This is a genomic window from Streptomyces longisporoflavus (genome assembly GCF_014649775.1).
GTDB classification, from domain to species: domain Bacteria; phylum Actinomycetota; class Actinomycetes; order Streptomycetales; family Streptomycetaceae; genus Streptomyces; species Streptomyces longisporoflavus.
The window spans coordinates 1-14,973 of the sequence record NZ_BMTR01000038.1; the positions used below are offsets into that span (position 1 = coordinate 1).

Below are 14,973 nucleotides of genomic sequence, written 5' to 3' on the forward strand. Positions count from 1 at the left end.
GAGGAGAGCACCGCCGGGCCGGCGGCTGCGGTTGACGGCAGTGAGCGTTGCGCTCCGATTCTTACTCTTTGCAGGCCCTGAGGCTGTTGATGGGGGTCCAGCCGTACTCGCCGCTGCTGGCGGGCGGGGAGGGGGCGGTGTGGGTGTAAGTGCCGTTGCCGTTGTCGCCGGCGTAGAAGGTGCCGTAGGCGCCGCCGGTCTGCTTGTTCAGCCAGAAGCCGCCGCCCTCCCAGTTGTAGATCTTGTAGATCACGTTGCAGGCGGAGAGCTGGTACACCTTCCAGTACTTGTCCGCGCCCTTGGTGGGGTCCTTCACGGAGAGGCAGAGCTGGCCCGACGAGCAGGGGGTCTGGGCGTACCGGCTGACCCATGTGATCCCGACGGGGACGTCGGCATCGACAGAGAGCGTGGGCTCGACGGCGTTGACGGATGCCTGCGTACCGGCGGCGGCCTGGGCGGGTAGGGCGGAGGTGAGCGCGGTGCCCGCGAGCACCACGGCGGCGGCCAGCAGGCCGGCGGTCTTCTTGCGCAGGTTCATGGTCGGTTTCCTTCCGGGTCAGAAGATCGTGACGAGGCAGTGCGGTTGTGCCGAGCCCGAGCAGACGGCCCGGTCGGCATCCGTGATCTTGGTCCAGACGCCCTTGCCCACCTCTACCCGCAGGTAGGAGAGGTCGGGCATCTGCAGGGACACCACGTAGGGCCGGTCCTCGAACGTGAAGCCGTCGACGTCGTAGCGTCCGACGACCTCCCGGCTCGCAGGCAGTGCCGTCTGTTTGCACGCGAGATTCTCGGAGTCGGCCCAGCGTGCGGTGAGGGTGTCGTTCCAGACCTGGCAGCGGTGCACCCGGCCGGTTCCGCTGAACGATGCGTACTCCATCTCGGTGCTGCTGCGGTTTTCCAGGTCGCCGCCCTCCGCCGCCGAGGCCGGCGTCGGTGTCAGCGTGATCGCGGTCGCCGCCAGGATCACCGGCAGCGTGATCCGCGCGATGGTCGCACGGCGCATGGCCGTGTTGCGGACAGGCATGTGTCTCTCCCCCGTCTTGGTGGTGATGGCCGCAGGGGCCTTCCCCTCGGCCCGGCGGTGACGACTGTGCCGCTCTGATCCGACCGATCGCCACAAGGCCGGCGTCCCGTCCCGGCGCGGGACGTGCACTACGCCGATGACCAGGAATGATCTGGACGGGGCGGGACGCCCCCGGGACCCTGGGGGCGCCAGGAAAGAGCCCGTGACGGGGGTGGGGTGCTTGACGGGGCTCGAGGGGGAACGGGATCTGGCCGCCGCGCTGCTCGGTCTCAAGGAGCGCAGCGGGCTCAGCTACCAGCAGCTGGGGTGCAGGGTCTTCATCAGCAGTTCGACGCTCCACCGGTACTGCAGCGGCAAGGGGGTGCCGGGCGACTTCGGCCTCGTCCTGCGGATCGCCAGGGAGTGCGGTGCCGATCCCGCGGAGCTGAACGAGCTGCTGCGGCGCTGGGAGGCCGTGACGGGGGAGGGGCGAGGGGAGCTCGGCTCGCTCACCGCACCCGCGCCCGCTGCCGGGTCTCCCGAGCCGGCCCCCGCCCGCGGCGTCCCGCATCCGGTGCGATCACGCCGTGCCTCGCGGTTCCGCCGCCTGGCCCGCACCCTTGGCATGGCCCTGCTGGTCCTCGGTACGGCCATCGCAAGCACACCGCACGGCACCGGCCGGGATCTGCTGCCGAAGCCGGCCGGGACCTCTCCCGTCCCGGCACCGGCCGCGGCAGCCAGCTGGGCACGGCCGCCCGCCCCGGTCGACCCGGAACTCTTCGGCGTGACGATGAACAGCTACAGCGGTGCCATGCCGTCCTTCCGGGTCGGCGCCCTTCGGCTGTGGGACAGCGAGACCCGCTGGTCCCAGCTGGAGCCCCGGCGCGGAGAGTTCGACTGGACCACCCTGGACCGGCTGCTCGACGGGGCCGGGCGCCAGGGGCTGCCCTCGCTGTTCGTCTTCGGCGGCACCCCTGCCTGGGCCGCCCCTGACGCGCGCAAGGCCGCCTACCCCGAGGGCGCGCGGGCGGCTCCTCCGGACGGCCTGGCCGACTGGGACGCCTTCGTGCGGGCGCTCGTAGGGCACGCGGGCGCCCGTATCGACGCCTACGAACTGTGGGTCATGGCCAACCACGAGCACCACTACAACGGCAGCGTGAAGACGCTCGTCGAGATGACCCGCAGAGCAAGCCGCATCATCGAGGAGCTGGACCCCGACGCGACGGTGGTCTGCCCCTCGGTCACAAAACTGTGGACGGCGCGGGCGCACAGGTTCCTGACGCAGTTCGCCGAGCTGGGCGGCTACCAGTACTGCGACGCGGCGGGCGTCAAGCTCTACCAGCGCCGGGTAACCGACCCGCCGGAGACCATCTTGGACGCGGTACGAAAGGTCGAGCAGACCTTCCACAAAGCCGGCTACCACCTCCCGCTGTGGAACACCGGCACCACCCAGACCCTGCCGCTGAACGATCCACTGGAGCCGGAACAGGCAGCCGACCACGCCGTCCGCTTCTACCTCGCGGGTCTGTACGCCCGCAACTGGGGCCTTGAACGCATGTACTTCTACGCCTGGGGCAACGGGAAGATTCCGATCGTGCTCCAGGCCGAGAGGCAACCGCCGACGAAGGCGGGCCTGTTCGTGGGGGTGCTGCAGCAGTGGCTCGCACACGCACGCGTCACCTCCTGCGGGCACGGCCCGCAAGTCTCGCTCCCGGACAACGTCTGGGAGTGCCGGTTCACCGCTGCGGACGCACGAGGCGCGCCGCGTACGACCCGCATCGTGTGGGCGTACTCCGGTACGGCGACCGTCCGCGCCGGCAACGGGGCAGCGATCGTCCGCCGGCTCGACGGCACCGCGTCGGCCCTGGACGCCGAGGACTCCGTGCAGATCACCGAACGCCCGGTACTCATCGAACACACCGACGCGCCGCCGGCATGACAAGCGTTACGGACAGCGGGGGCCGTGTCCGGCTCGGTCCGTGGCGGCCCTGGCCGCGCATCCTCTGCCGGGGCCCCGCGCGAGGCCTCACGTCCAGGGCCCGGGGCGTGCGGGGCCGGCGGCGCAGGGACGCGAACCAGCCGCCGGGGCGGGCTACAGCTTGGAGCGTCCGGCCCCCGGTGAGGCGTCGGCGCGGCGTCCGCGGGCGATACGGCCGGGCCTGCCGCGCCGTACGGGGCCTCCCACTCCCGCCGCCCGCCGCGCCCACTTCGCCACCGACTCCGCCGGCACCGGGATGAACTCCATCGACGCGCTGGCCACGCTCCTGCAGGCGGCGTTGGCGCAGTGCACGGGGGAGGCGTCCAAGCCGGAGCCGGAGTAGGTCATGGAGGCGGGCGGCAGGTACTGCGCTGCCCGCCCCAGGCATACGTAGACCCGGTGGCGGGGTTCGTCTCTGTCGCGCATTGCTTGGCGCGGCCGGCCTCCGGCCGACCCGTGGCCTCCGTTGCGCTCCAGCCACCAAAAGCGCACCAGCTGCCTGCGGGCCGGAAGTTCCACGCTCCGCACTGTCCACCCACGGGCCGAACGGCCCGGCCGTCCGGCGCAGGGTCCGTCGATCATCCGGCGGTGGTTGTGCCACCGACCGCAACGGCTGTCGCTGACCGGCAGGAAAGGCCGCGCACAGCCGCTCCCGGGCCGCCCGGGCGACCGCCGCGTGATTTCGGCGGTGGTGACGGCGCCGGGGCCCGGCCGGTGGGTGAGGGCCGCGGCGCTCTCGCAGCTGCCGGTGCCGCAGTCGAAGACGCTCATGCCGCCGGTCGGCTACGCATACGGCAACACCATCGAGCACGGCGACCGCTACTGGCAGCGCACCAGCCCGCCGCCGGTCGCGCAGTACACCGAGCGCCCGGCGGTGGCGCTCGAGGAGATCGGGGTGAGTCCCGCATGGCGGGGCACCGGTACCGCGCGGCGTATCCACGACGTCCTGCTCGTCGGCCGCAGCGAGCCGTACGTGACGCTCATGGTCAACAAAGCGGCCGGCGGCGGCAAGGTCCACGCGCTGTACCGGGCGTGGGGCTATGAGGACATCGGGCAGAGCCGGCCCTCGGCAGCCTCGCCCGTGCTCACAGTGAGACTGGATGGGATGTCAACGATTGTGCTGGTGCTGATGTCGTGGGGGAGAGTAATCGTGGATGGGGTGGGCTACCGTCTCGCGCTGCGGTCGCGTCAAGGGGGCCTCGTCACTCCATAGGCCATGGCAGCTTCAGGCGAAGTCCGCTGCGGTGATGCCGCCGGGATGTCCGCACGGCCACTGCACCAACTCGATCCGGTAGCCGTCGGGGTCCGTGAGCCACGACGTCTTCGGGCCGTCAGGGCTGCCCGGGTGCTGAAGGGGTCCGGGCCCCGGGCCGGCTCCGGTCGGCGTCTGCAGGGTCGTGGCGAGCTTTTCCACCTGGCTTGCGAGGTGGTCGAATCCGCTGCCCGCGTCGACCGGCCCGTCGCCGGGGCGGTGAACCAGTTCGAGCGAGGCGGCCGGTTCGCCGGCGAACCGAAGGAGTACGAGGCGAGCCCCGTCGCCCGCCTCGGCCCTGTCGGGTTCGGCGTAGCCCGAGGCGGTGTGGAAACCGGGCGAGCGGTCCAGGCCGGTGACGCGGCAGGAGACGAAGAGAGTCTTCACGCGGACTCCTCGGCTCGGCGTACCTGGTAGCGCAGGTGCGTGACGTCCCGGTCCTCGAGCCGTCGGACGAGGTCGAGTTCGATGTGGTCACCGCCCAGGTGGTCGAACAGCCGCCGGCCGTCTCCGAGGAGGACCGGAACGAGGTGGATCTCCATCTCGTCGATCTGCCCGGCTCGCAGGAGTGCCTGGGCCGCCCCCGCCCCGTGGACCATGACCGGACGGTCTCCCGCGGCTGAACGGGCCTGCCGGGCGCAGTCCTCGACATCGGTGACGAAACGCGCGTGGCCCGGGGGCACGTCCCCCTCGTCCGCTCGGTGGGTGAGGACGTAGATCGGCACGCCGTCGTGGTGGTCACCCTGCCAGCGCCCCGCGAGTTCGAAGGTCCGGCGGCCGGAAATCACCGCGCCGGTCGCCAGCGCTTCGCGGTAGACCTGGCCGCTCGGGCCGTCGGATTCCCGGTCGTCGAGCCAATTGAAGAGCCGTCCGCCGTCGCGTCCGAGCTCCTGCCCCGGCCGGTCGTCCGGGCCGGCGATAAAGCCGTCGAGCGACATCGACATGTACAGCCGGATCGTACTGTCCATCGTGGTCTCCCTCTCCCCTTCATGGCGCCGGGATCTGGCGTTTCCTGATCCGTCGGCGGGTGTGTCACGAGGAAGACGTCCGGAAACCGGCAAACTCATCGGCCTGACTCGATGGCCCTGCTGCCGGGCCTCCTGAGGGGGCCCGGCAGCACCAGCGACACCACCCGGACCCTCGTGGTCGACGTCCTCCCGCAGTGCCTCCCGTCCCGCCGTGTCGATATCTGCTGCTAAGGACGGCAAAAAGTACGTTCTTGTCCATCGCTGTCGCGCCTGCCCGGAGATCGCAGATCGGTGCTCTCTTCCACCGCCACCACGCCCCGGCCAACGAAACCGGCCAGCTCAGGCACCCTGGCGCCCCTGTCGCACCGGCCCGGCCGGCGTCCGGCCGCCTCCGCAGCGGGTTTGACGTCGCATCAGCGCAGCGTCGTCCACGCCTGGCTGCCGCCCCCTGCCCCCGGTGCAGGGACGTCGGGGGGCGTGGCCGTGTCAGCTCTCCGGGCCGCCGGGGCCCCGGTTCGCCGGCCCGGTGCCTGGCGGTGGCCGGCGGCTGGTTTTCCGGACAGCTTGGTTACGGTGGTGATGCAGGCGGCGCCGATGCGGAGGTCGTCGCATACTTCGCCGGGGTCGCGGACCTCGACGCGACAGATCCGGTCGACCACGAGTTGCAGGATGGAGTCCGTCTCGCTTACGGCGCGCGGCTGGAGCAGTTCGCGCGGGCGGGCTCGGGGGGACGCGTTCTGTTTCGTCGGCGAAGGCGGGGAGGAACGCCCAATGGTGTACGTCGGCCTCGATGGCGAAGCCGGTCCGCTGGCTGTGGGGCTGCCGGAGTTGGTCAGGTTGTGTCTGGTGGCACCGTGGTGGCGCGATGCCCCTGGGCGGACGGCCCGGTGCGGCGCGGCAGGCCCGGCCGCATCGCCCGCGGACGCCGCGCCCAAGCCTCGCCCGGCGGCGGACGCTCCAAGCTGCTGTAGGGCGTACACCGCCCGTTCACCGTTTGCGGCCTGGCCGGGGCCGGCGCCGACAGCGTCCTGCGCCTCGCGGCGGTGGCGGTGCCTGAGGCGGGTTCCGGCGTCGTCGGGGGCGGGGTGGATCGGCGTGCTCGCGGCTCGGATCTCGCCGGTGGGTTGCGCAGCCGTGCCGGAGCGGGGGCTGGGTCTCGGTGGACGAAGGGGCGGCGGTCCGCCGTCATCGTGTGTGCAGCCGGTCCAGTGCCGACTGGCTTTCGTCGTCGGCGGCGCGGTAGATCACCAACAGTTGGTCGGGGTCCTGGAGCGGTGTCAGTGTTTCGAAGTGGACTGTGATCTCACCGGCGTCGGGATGCCGCAGCGTCTTGCGTCCGCGGCCGCTGGCCTTGACGTCCCGCTCGGCCCACAAGCGTGCGAACTCCTGGTCGTGGGCGAGGCATTGGGCGATGAGGCCGGTCAGCGCCTGGTCTTGTGGGTGTGCGGCCCACGCAGTGCGCAGGTGGGCGATTCCCTCTCGCACGACACGTTCGCGGTCGACGTAGAAGTCCCGTGCCCGGGGATGCATCAGGCACAGCCACATCGCGTTGCGCTGCTGCGGGGGCAGGGTGTCGAGGTGCGGTAGCAGCTTCGCCATTTCGCTGTTCCGGGCCAGGATGTCGTAGCGGTGGTTCATCAGCATCGCCGGCAGCGGCGACAGATCGGCGACCAGTTGGGCCAGCAGCGGCTCTGCGGCGGTGGCCAGCTTGTCGGCACTGCGGGGCCGCTGGCGGGCCAGGGCGAAGAGGTGGGCGCGTTCGTCGGGGGTCAGGCGCAGTGCCCCGGCCAGCGCCTCCACCACCTGCGCTGAGGGCCGCAGCCCGCGGGCCTGTTCCAGCCGCACGATGTAGTCGGTGCTGATCCCGGCCAGTTCTGCGACTTCTTCGCGGCGCAGTCCCGGCGTCCGGCGGGCCTGCCGGCGCGCCGGCAGGCCGAAATCTTGTGGGTCCAGGCGTTCGCGCCGGGTCCGCAGGAAGCCGGCCAGTTCGGTTGTCACGTCCACGGTGGCGGGGATCATGGCTGGTCCAACCGTCGGGGTAGGACTGGTGTTCCCGGGAACTTGCTTCCCTTACCCCTGGCCCTGGGTGGTCGCAGGCTGTGCTGGACGACGTTGACGAGCACAGGAGGACATGATGCCGCTCTCCCTCGACACCTACCGGCTGCTGGGCCGCTCCGGGCTGCGGGTCTCACCGCTGGCCCTGGGCACGGCGACCTTCGGCACCGAGTGGGGCTGGGGCGCCGGGCAGGACGATGCACGCAAGCTGTTCGACCTTTACGTCGAGCGCGGCGGCAACTTCATCGATACCGCCGCCACCTACACCGACGGCAGCTCCGAACGCATGCTGGGCGAATTCACCCGCCACAACCGCGACAGCCTGGTGCTGGCAACGAAATACACGACGCAGCGCCGGCCCGGTGACCCCAACTCCGGGGGCGCGCACCGCAAGAGCCTGCTCGCGTCTGTGGAGGCCAGCCTGCGGCGGCTGCATACGGACTACATCGATCTGCTCTTCCTGCATGTGTGGGACTTCGCCACACCGGTCGAGGAGATCCTGCGGGGCATGGACGATCTGGTCCGGCAGGGCAAGGTCTTGTACGTGGCGATGTCCAACGCTCCGGCCTGGGAGATCTCCCGTATGCAGGCGATCGCCGACCTGCGCGGCTGGTCACCGCTTATCGCGCTGCAGATCGAATACAGCCTCATCAACCGGGGCGCAGAACGTGACCTGATCCCGATGGCACGGGCGATGGGGCTGGGGGTGACCCCGTACTCGCCGCTGGGCGGCGGGGTGCTTTCGGGCAAGTACAGCCGCGCCGATCTGACCGCGACGGGCGCCGGCGCCGGTGAAAGCAACCGCAAGAGCTTCAACGCCGGCTTGGGCATGGTCACCGAACGCACCCTGGCCATCGCCGATGTCGTGCGCCAGGTAGCCGCGGAGGTGGAACGCACACCCGCTCAGGTCGCCCTGGCCTGGACCCTGCACAACCCGGCCGTGACGGCACCCGTCATCGGCGCTCGCACCCCCGGGCAGCTGTCGGGAAATCTGGGTGCCCTGGAGGTCGGCTTCGCCGCCGATCAGCTGGCCCGTCTCGGCAAGGCCAGCGCGATCGACCTCGGCTACCCGCACGACCTGCTCGCCAGCGACCACATCCGCACCGTGACCGCGGGCGACCTGAAGATCGAAACCCGCCGCTGAAACCCGTCCCGGCGCCGAGGGCGGGCGCGGGGGCGAAACGGCCGGGATCGAACGCTGAGCGCTTGGGGTGCGGCCCGTCCGGAGCAGCCCCGCCGGGCCCCTGCACGAGCCCGAAGGCCCTGCACGAGAGGCAGACGACTGCCCGTATGTCCGGCCGGCGCACACCCGGCGGGAGGGTACAGCCGAGACCCGGCGACTACCCGTGCTTGATCCACGGCCACTTCACTGCCACGGCGATCAAGGGAGCAAAGAGCACGGCGAGCAGCCACAACCCGACGCTGGCCGGTGAATACACGTAGTACTGCCATGCGGAAGGCAGGGCAGAGGGTGCGAGGAACGACACAATCAGGGTGGTCCACGTCACCGCCACGACAAAGAACAAACGCGCGATCATCACACCGGTAGTCTGGCAGGGGCGCTGCGCCCGGGTGCGTGAGGGGACCCGGCAGCCCACCCCGGAGACATCGGCAACGCCCCGGACCGGGAAAGGTCCGGCCTGCGCATCGCGAGTCGTCACGACAAGACCACCGAGTCCTGCCAGGCAGCTGTCACCCTCGCCTCGCTCCTGATGCGGGAGTGACAATTGAAGACAACTCCTAGCGGGTGCCCGCTGCGGGGCGTTGGTTGTAGAAGGACTGCTCCAGGTAGGCGGTTTCGTGGGGTTGGTAGGGCTCTTGGAGGTAGGCGGCTTCGTCTGCGTCGAGTTCGACGTCTACCGCGGCGATGGCGTCGGCGAGCTGGGCGGGTTTGGTGATTCCGACGACGGGTGAGGTCACTGCCGGGTGGCGCATGACCCAGGCCAGGGCGATGCGGGCCGGAAACAGGCCCCGCTTGCCTGCGATCTCGTGGACGCGGTCGGCGACTGCCTGGTCCCCGTCGCGGTAGAGGATCTTGCCGCCCGGGTCGGTTGCGGCGCGCGCGGTGGCGGTGTCCCGGGCCCGTGTCAGTCTGCCCCGTGCCAGCGGGCTCCAGGGGATCACGCCGGTGCCCTGGTCGGTGCAGAGGGGGAGCATTTCCCGTTCTGTTTCGCGGTGGATGAGGTTGTAGTGGTCCTGCATCGACACGAACCGGGTCCAGCCGTTGAGGTCGGCGAGGTAGAGGGCCTTGGCGAACTGCCAGGCGTGCATGGAAGAGGCGCCGATGTAGCGGACCTTCCCGGTCTTGACCGTATCGTGCAGCGCCTCGAGGGTTTCCTCGATCGGGGTGTCGTAGTCCCAGCGGTGGATCTGGTAGAGGTCGATGTAGTCGGTTCCCAGCTGCTTCAGGGAGGCGTCGAGCTCGGCGAAGATCGCCTTGCGGGACAGTCCGGCGCCGTTGGGGCCGGGGGCGCATTCGCATCCAGACTTTGGTGGCCAGAACGCCCTCCTCGCGCCGGGTGAAGTCCTTGACGGCCCGGCCGACGATCTCCTCGCTGCTTCCGGCGCTGTACCCGTTGGCCGTGTCGAGGAAGTTGACGCCGCCTCCAGGGCCTGCTTGATGATGTCCCGGCTGGCGTCCGCGCCCAGCGACCAGGGCTCGCCGCCCCGGTGCGGTTCGCCGAAGCTCATGCAGCCCAGGGCGATGGCGGAGACGTCCAGCCCGCTCGTTCCGAGTTTGGTGTAACGCATGTCTCGGAACCTAGGAGTTGGAGTGCGCTCCAGCGTAAATGCGTCAGTGCGAGCAGGATTTGCGCCTGCACCGCCGCACCGGCAACGCCGGACATGCCCCTTGCGGGGCGCGCCGCATTCCTCGTCACCCCGGGGGCGCCCTGGGGTGCGGCTCTGTACGGGAGTCGGGGGAGCGTGATCTGGGCTGGTGAGTCGGCCGTCGACGGCTGTTGGCGGTCGGCTGCGGTCGTGGTGGGTGTCGTGCTTCGTTGCTGTGCAGCGGTCACGGGATCAGGGGAAGCCACCCGGCCTGGTGAAGCGCGTCGAACGCCAGCGCGTCGACGGCGGAGACTCGGTCGCGGTCGGCGTAGCGGAACCATGCCTTCTCGGCGATTTCCCTCGACGGGGTCAGCTCACCGCGGTGATGGGCGGTGTAACAGATCATCCGGAAAGGGCCGTGATCCGGATGGCCCTCACCGATCTCGAAAGTGCCGAAGTGCACCATGGAACCGGGGTCGATCGTCGTCTGCAGTTCCTCGTCGATCTCCCGCACCAGGGTCTCGCCGTCGGACTCGCCCGGCTCACGATGACCGCCCGGGAAGTAGAAGCGATCTCTGCCGTGAGTACGCGTTACCAACACCCGGTCGTCCCGGACCAGGATCCACGCCACCTTCTCCGGCACGCCGTTGCCGTTCGCCATGGCCAGGACCGTATCGGAGGGCATCGTCTGCGTCAGCACTCTCCAGCCTCGGCCGGGCTGCCGGCGGTGTCCGTATGAGACAGCCGTGCCGGGCAGGTCCCGCTTTGTGCGTACGTGTCTGCGGCTGCCCGGGCAGTGCGAGCCCGCGCCGGGGCGGGCTCGTGCCTGTGCCGGTGTGGTTCTGGATGGCTGGGGTGTGTGCGAGGCCGTCCGGGCGGTTCTGCAGTTGGTGAGTGAGCTGGCTGCCAACGCGGTGACCTGATGTGCAGTTCCGGGATCACGTTCGGGGTCGTCCTCACCGATGGCGGCGCGGCCGTCGGCGTCGGCGACCATGGCCCTCATCGCCGGCTTTGCGCGTAGCAGGCCGCGCCTGGTGCCGGGTCTGGTCGCGGCCTGCTGATCGTCGGATGCCCGGCCGGCAGGTGGGGGCAGGGCAGGGATGACGCCGGGGGCACGATCGGGCAGGCGGTCATCGCGCCCCGGCCGCTGCCCGCGCCGCCATACAGCCCGCTGGCACGCAGCCTGCCGGTGAGCCGGAGTCTTCAACGGGGGCCGCGGATCGCATGGTTGCCGAGGCGGTGGCCCGCCGGGTGCTGGCCGGGTGCGCCGGCTGCGGCCATTCCTCCCGCGCCGGGGGCCGGGGCCTGCCTGCCCCTGCCTGCCTGGCCCTGCCTGCCTCGACCGGCCGGCGTGCACGGGCCCTGCGCCCCGCCGCGCTGATCTTGCCGGGGACGGCCGTTGCACCCCCTGCGCCGCCCCGGCCGCTGCCCGTACCTCCGGCGGCCGTCGCCCTGCCTCCGCGTCACCGCCCTGCGGATCGAGGAACCCGTGACTGCCCGGCCCGCCCCTAACCGGATACCGCAAGCCGGGGGAGATGAACGTCGCGCAGCACTGCGCGCTGTGCGCTGCGCGGCGGTAGGTGTTGCGAGGGGGCCGGGTGGCGGCTGTCAGCCCTTGCCGAAGTGCACGGCGGGGAAGGCGCCTGCTGCTTTGAGGGCGGTGGAGAAAGCTCCGGCCAGTTCGGTGAGGCGTGCGGTGGCGGCCGGGCCGAGGTGGTCGTAGGGGGCGGCATCCAGGCGGTCGGTGAGTGTCTCGGTCTCGCCGCGCAGGGTCGTGCCTGCCGGTGTGAGGTTGCCTGCCTTGTCCAGCAGGCCGCGTTCGCGCAGTTGGTGGCGGGCGGTGTCCCACTGCTGGGGGGTCCATCCGCGGGTCCGCATGAACAGGGCCGAAGTCGGTGCGGTGCCGGTGGCGTTGTGCAGGACCAGCGCCTGGAGGCCGGACAGGCCGGCGATTGCCAGGGCGGCGAGGTGGCCATCCCCGCGGTGTTCGCGCAGCAGGGTCGCGGCGTGCCACAGGGCCAGGTGCGGTTGTTCGGGTACAGGGAGGTCGGCGTTGGCAGCGTACAGCGGCCGTGCCTCCCGGCGGCAGGCTTGGGTGGCGTGCAGTGCCAGTTCGGCCGCCTCGGTCATTTCCGTGGACGTGAGGGCTTCCTTGCCGAGCAGCCGCTGCAGGGTCCGGTCCGCGCCGCGCAGCCGTGCGGTGAGCACCTTCTGCGGTGGGGTGATGGTCCAGACGGCGGGGATGTAGCGCCGTATGTGCGCGTGGTCGAAGTTGTAGAACGTCGCGGTGACGGTGCCCGCGTCGACAGCTCCGAGCGGCGCGGCGCGGCTGGCGAGGTAGACCATGGGGCCGTGCTCAAGGCCCAGTGCCGTGAGTTCTTCCTCCGGCTCCGGCGCGAAGTATATAGCCGTGTGCAGGGGGCTGACGGCGTGGTGGCAGCGGCGGCCCGGGCTTGCTTCGAAGAGGGTCATGCGGTGGCTCCGGTTTGTGGTGGTCGGGTGGGGCGGGGTGGTCGGGCGGGCAGGGCGCGTCAGGCTTCGTCGGCGGGTTCGCGCTGGGGGTGCTCGGTCAGGCCGGTCGCGGTCTGGGTGAGGTGCTGGGTCAGGACCCGGGCTGCGGTGTCGGCGTCGCGGGCGAGGGCGGCTTCCTCCAGCCGGCGGTGTTCCAGGGCGCCGTCCCGGTGGGGGTTGCGGTGCGCCGACCAGCGGCGGGCCAGCTCGCTTGCGGTCCACATCCGGTCGAAGGTCTCCAGCAGGACCAGGTTGCCGCACCCCTCCAGCAGGGTGCGGTGGAAGAGGCGGTGGGCTTCGGCCCAGGCGCTGGTGTAGTGCTCGCCTTCCTGCGGTTGGTAGGCGGGGGTGCGGGCCAGGCGGTGGTGGGCGGCGCGTACGCGGGCTTCCCAGTCCACGTCGCCGCGTTCAATGGCCATGCGCAGCATGACCGGTTCGATCGTCCGGCGGGCTTCTGCGATCTCCTGCCAGCGCCGGTCGGAGTAGGCGGGGACGGCGAAGCCGCGGTTGGGCAGCCGGTCGGCGAGGCCCTCGCCGACCACCCGCACGAGCGCCTCGCGTACGACGGCCAGGCTCACGCCCTGCTCTTTGGCGAGGTCTTGGGGTTTGAGGGGATCACCGGGGGCGTGGTCCCCGCGCATGATCGCCTCCCGCAGGTGTGTGTAGACCTGCTCGGAGAGCATCTGTTTTCCCGTCGGGGGCGGGGTGTGGGTCGTCTGGTTCATGCCTCCACAATAGACGATCCGATCAATAATCGATTATCGGTGTTATGGTCGATCCAGATGGCGGGGGGCGGGAGCGTGACTACGCCGCCTCCCGGCGCCACTGCGGCGGGACCTCCGCCGAGGGCATCAGCACCACCTGTGCAGCACACGTGAGAGGCACGACACCATGAGCTCCAACGACCCCTTTGCCCGGCTGCCCGAGGCGGCCTCGTTCACCGTGGTCAGCACCACCGTCACCGACGGCGCCGCCTGGCCCATCGAGCAGTACTCCGGCCTTTCCGGCGTCCCCGGCGGGAAGGACGTCTCACCGCAGCTTTCCTGGAGCGGCGCCCCCGAAGGCACCAGGAGCTACGCGGTCACGGTCTACGACCCCGACGCCCCCACCGGGTCCGGGTTCTGGCACTGGGCGGTAGCCGACATCCCCGCCACCGTCACCGAGCTGCCCGAAGGCGCCGGCGATGACAGCGGCCAGGGCCTGCCCGGGGGCGCGTTCCAGCTGCCCAACGACGCCCGCGCTGCCCGTTTCATCGGCGCCGCCCCGCCGGCCGGACACGGCCCGCACCGCTACTTCACCGTGGTGCATGCCCTGGACGTCGACACCATCGGCGTCCCCGCCGACGCCACCCCTGCCGCCCTCGGCTTCACCATGGCCGGCCACATCCTGGGCCGCGCGGTCCTGGCGACCACCGCCGAGACTCCCGCCTGAGGAGGCCGGCTCCGGCGTGCCGTCCCGCCGCGGCGCCGGGACAGCCGGGCGGCGCGGCGGGGCGGGTCGGGTGTCCGGCGGGTCCGGCGAAGGGCCGGGCATCTGCGGCCGGCCGGGACCGGGGCGTCGGCGGTCGCCTGCCTGCCCGCGCCGGAGCGCACCGCGGCCGCGGCGGGCAACGGCCGCTGCCGGCCGCGCCAATGCCGCCGCGCCTGCCTGGAGTGCCGTTGGCAGAGGCCGTCCCGCAAGGCAATCAAGGGGAAGCCCGGCAGGCTGCCGAAGGCTCCACAGACGCTACGAACGCAAAGGCGAGCACTTCCTCGCCTTCGTCGGCATATCAGCAGCCCTCCTCGGCTACCGTCACCTCATGCAGTGTGATGACGCGTAATGCACCTATGGTCTCTGCATGTTCGAGACGATCCGGTGGCGTTGCCACGTCCGCGTCAGTGACCGTCGCGGGGCCGAGCGCGTAGTCGGCCAGCTTGTGGCTCGACTGGACAGGACCATGCAGATCGAGAGCTACGAGCGGTACTGGAAGTACCCCGAGCTTGCCGAACTGCGCCTGACTTCACCACTTGAGTCGGCCAGCCCAGATGCCGCGCTCCTCACCGTCCTTCAAAGGGCGTGGCGGATCGCGACGCCCTGGGGCCTTGGAGCCCCAGGGTCGGATAATGAGTTCGACGGAGTCGCCTCGGTGGACATCGGCTCACGCTTCGCCGTCCCGGGAGTCGAGTGGATGGAGTTCTACGTCACCGACCGACGGTGACCCATCACGCATCAGCTCTACTGAGCGCATCCGTCGAGCTCACCAACAGAAACGCACATTCGGCGCGGCCCAGTCCGTTCAGGAGGGGCGCAAGAGTCTCCCGTTCCCCGGGACGACGGGAAAGGTACGTTTCGACGGTCTTGCGGATGTTCGTGTGGCTGATCGGCACTTCGTTCTCACCTTCGGTGGGGTCCCGTGGTGCATGGGGGCTTGCGGCCGGCGCTGGTCTGCAGCGGCTAC

General features: G+C 70.8%; 15 protein-coding genes and 1 pseudogene. 5 read left to right on the forward strand and 11 right to left on the reverse strand.

Features of this window, described 5'->3' with window-relative positions; genetic code table 11:
- Positions 1–61 precede the first annotated feature (61 nt).
- Positions 62–538 (reverse strand): hypothetical protein, encoded by a 477-nt coding sequence (locus IE226_RS39085; protein WP_190086283.1) that lies wholly within the window; start codon positions 536–538, stop codon positions 62–64.
- Between the two features lie 18 nt (positions 539–556).
- Positions 557–1,024, reverse strand: a complete 468-nt coding sequence (locus IE226_RS39090) for a hypothetical protein (protein WP_190086284.1) — start codon at positions 1,022–1,024, stop codon at positions 557–559.
- Between the two features lie 220 nt (positions 1,025–1,244).
- Here IE226_RS39090 and IE226_RS39095 point away from each other — a divergent pair, with 220 nt between their 5' ends.
- A complete protein-coding gene (locus IE226_RS39095) occupies positions 1,245–2,942 on the forward strand; it encodes a helix-turn-helix domain-containing protein (protein ID WP_229871844.1) in 1,698 nt (565 codons plus the stop codon).
- A gap of 153 nt (positions 2,943–3,095) precedes the next feature.
- On the opposite strand, the gene IE226_RS39100 is transcribed toward IE226_RS39095, so the two are convergent.
- Positions 3,096–3,500: a hypothetical protein gene (locus IE226_RS39100; RefSeq protein WP_190086286.1), complete on the reverse strand. Its 405-nt coding sequence runs from the start codon at positions 3,498–3,500 to the stop codon at positions 3,096–3,098.
- A gap of 199 nt (positions 3,501–3,699) precedes the next feature.
- On the opposite strand from IE226_RS39100, the gene IE226_RS39105 reads away from it, so the two are divergent.
- Positions 3,700–4,194: an N-acetyltransferase gene (locus tag IE226_RS39105; RefSeq protein ID WP_229871850.1), complete on the forward strand. Its 495-nt coding sequence runs from the start codon at positions 3,700–3,702 to the stop codon at positions 4,192–4,194.
- A 12-nt stretch (positions 4,195–4,206) separates the two neighbouring features.
- Here IE226_RS39105 and IE226_RS39110 read toward each other — a convergent pair whose 3' ends face one another.
- The 3 genes from IE226_RS39110 to IE226_RS39120 form a co-directional block, all read right to left on the reverse strand.
- A complete protein-coding gene (locus IE226_RS39110) occupies positions 4,207–4,620 on the reverse strand; it encodes a VOC family protein (protein WP_190086287.1) in 414 nt (137 codons plus the stop codon).
- Positions 4,617–5,201: a dihydrofolate reductase family protein gene (locus tag IE226_RS39115; RefSeq protein WP_190086288.1), complete on the reverse strand. Its 585-nt coding sequence runs from the start codon at positions 5,199–5,201 to the stop codon at positions 4,617–4,619. The genes IE226_RS39110 and IE226_RS39115 overlap by 4 nt, the downstream gene beginning before the upstream one ends.
- 1,185 nt (positions 5,202–6,386) lie before the next feature.
- A complete protein-coding gene (locus tag IE226_RS39120) occupies positions 6,387–7,220 on the reverse strand; it encodes a helix-turn-helix transcriptional regulator (RefSeq protein ID WP_190086289.1) in 834 nt (277 codons plus the stop codon).
- Positions 7,221–7,335: 115 nt separating this feature from the next.
- Here IE226_RS39120 and IE226_RS39125 point away from each other — a divergent pair, with 115 nt between their 5' ends.
- Positions 7,336–8,400, forward strand: a complete 1,065-nt coding sequence (locus tag IE226_RS39125) for an aldo/keto reductase (RefSeq protein ID WP_190086318.1) — start codon at positions 7,336–7,338, stop codon at positions 8,398–8,400.
- A gap of 196 nt (positions 8,401–8,596) precedes the next feature.
- On the opposite strand, the gene IE226_RS39130 is transcribed toward IE226_RS39125, so the two are convergent.
- The 5 genes and pseudogenes from IE226_RS39130 to IE226_RS39150 form a co-directional block, all read right to left on the reverse strand.
- The gene (locus tag IE226_RS39130; protein WP_190086319.1) at positions 8,597–8,794 is read right to left on the reverse strand and encodes a hypothetical protein; all 198 of its coding nucleotides are present in this window, start codon (positions 8,792–8,794) and stop codon (positions 8,597–8,599) included.
- Between the two features lie 202 nt (positions 8,795–8,996).
- A pseudogene (locus IE226_RS39135) lies at positions 8,997–10,007 on the reverse strand (aldo/keto reductase).
- A 262-nt stretch (positions 10,008–10,269) separates the two neighbouring features.
- Positions 10,270–10,686 (reverse strand): NUDIX hydrolase, encoded by a 417-nt coding sequence (locus IE226_RS39140; RefSeq protein WP_190086320.1) that lies wholly within the window; start codon positions 10,684–10,686, stop codon positions 10,270–10,272.
- 947 nt (positions 10,687–11,633) lie between these two features.
- Positions 11,634–12,497 carry an SCO6745 family protein gene (locus IE226_RS39145; protein WP_190086290.1) on the reverse strand — a complete coding sequence of 288 codons (864 nt, stop codon included), beginning with the start codon at positions 12,495–12,497 and terminating at the stop codon, positions 11,634–11,636.
- A 59-nt stretch (positions 12,498–12,556) separates the two neighbouring features.
- Positions 12,557–13,261, reverse strand: a complete 705-nt coding sequence (locus IE226_RS39150; RefSeq protein ID WP_190086291.1) for a GntR family transcriptional regulator — start codon at positions 13,259–13,261, stop codon at positions 12,557–12,559.
- 166 nt (positions 13,262–13,427) lie between these two features.
- Here IE226_RS39150 and IE226_RS39155 point away from each other — a divergent pair, with 166 nt between their 5' ends.
- Complete coding sequence (locus IE226_RS39155; RefSeq protein WP_190086292.1) at positions 13,428–13,967, forward strand: YbhB/YbcL family Raf kinase inhibitor-like protein; 540 nt, start codon at positions 13,428–13,430, stop codon at positions 13,965–13,967.
- Between the two features lie 406 nt (positions 13,968–14,373).
- A complete protein-coding gene (locus IE226_RS44470; protein WP_229871845.1) occupies positions 14,374–14,733 on the forward strand; it encodes a hypothetical protein in 360 nt (119 codons plus the stop codon).
- The last annotated feature ends 240 nt before the right edge of the window (positions 14,734–14,973 follow it).

What these genes read in the sequence shown, in the direction of transcription:
- IE226_RS39085 (WP_190086283.1), bottom strand. Translation starts at nt 538, where the DNA reads ATGAACCTGCGCAAGAAGACCGCCGGCCTGCTGGCCGCCGCCGTGGTG.
- IE226_RS39090 (WP_190086284.1), bottom strand. Translation starts at nt 1,024, where the DNA reads ATGCCTGTCCGCAACACGGCCATGCGCCGTGCGACCATCGCGCGGATC.
- IE226_RS39115 (WP_190086288.1), bottom strand. Translation starts at nt 5,201, where the DNA reads ATGGACAGTACGATCCGGCTGTACATGTCGATGTCGCTCGACGGCTTT.
- IE226_RS39120 (WP_190086289.1), bottom strand. Translation starts at nt 7,220, where the DNA reads ATGATCCCCGCCACCGTGGACGTGACAACCGAACTGGCCGGCTTCCTG.
- IE226_RS39125 (WP_190086318.1), top strand. Translation starts at nt 7,336, where the DNA reads ATGCCGCTCTCCCTCGACACCTACCGGCTGCTGGGCCGCTCCGGGCTG.
- IE226_RS39130 (WP_190086319.1), bottom strand. Translation starts at nt 8,794, where the DNA reads ATGATCGCGCGTTTGTTCTTTGTCGTGGCGGTGACGTGGACCACCCTG.
- IE226_RS39140 (WP_190086320.1), bottom strand. Translation starts at nt 10,686, where the DNA reads ATGGCGAACGGCAACGGCGTGCCGGAGAAGGTGGCGTGGATCCTGGTC.
- IE226_RS39145 (WP_190086290.1), bottom strand. Translation starts at nt 12,497, where the DNA reads ATGACCCTCTTCGAAGCAAGCCCGGGCCGCCGCTGCCACCACGCCGTC.
- IE226_RS39150 (WP_190086291.1), bottom strand. Translation starts at nt 13,261, where the DNA reads ATGAACCAGACGACCCACACCCCGCCCCCGACGGGAAAACAGATGCTC.
- IE226_RS39155 (WP_190086292.1), top strand. Translation starts at nt 13,428, where the DNA reads ATGAGCTCCAACGACCCCTTTGCCCGGCTGCCCGAGGCGGCCTCGTTC.
- IE226_RS44470 (WP_229871845.1), top strand. Translation starts at nt 14,374, where the DNA reads ATGTTCGAGACGATCCGGTGGCGTTGCCACGTCCGCGTCAGTGACCGT.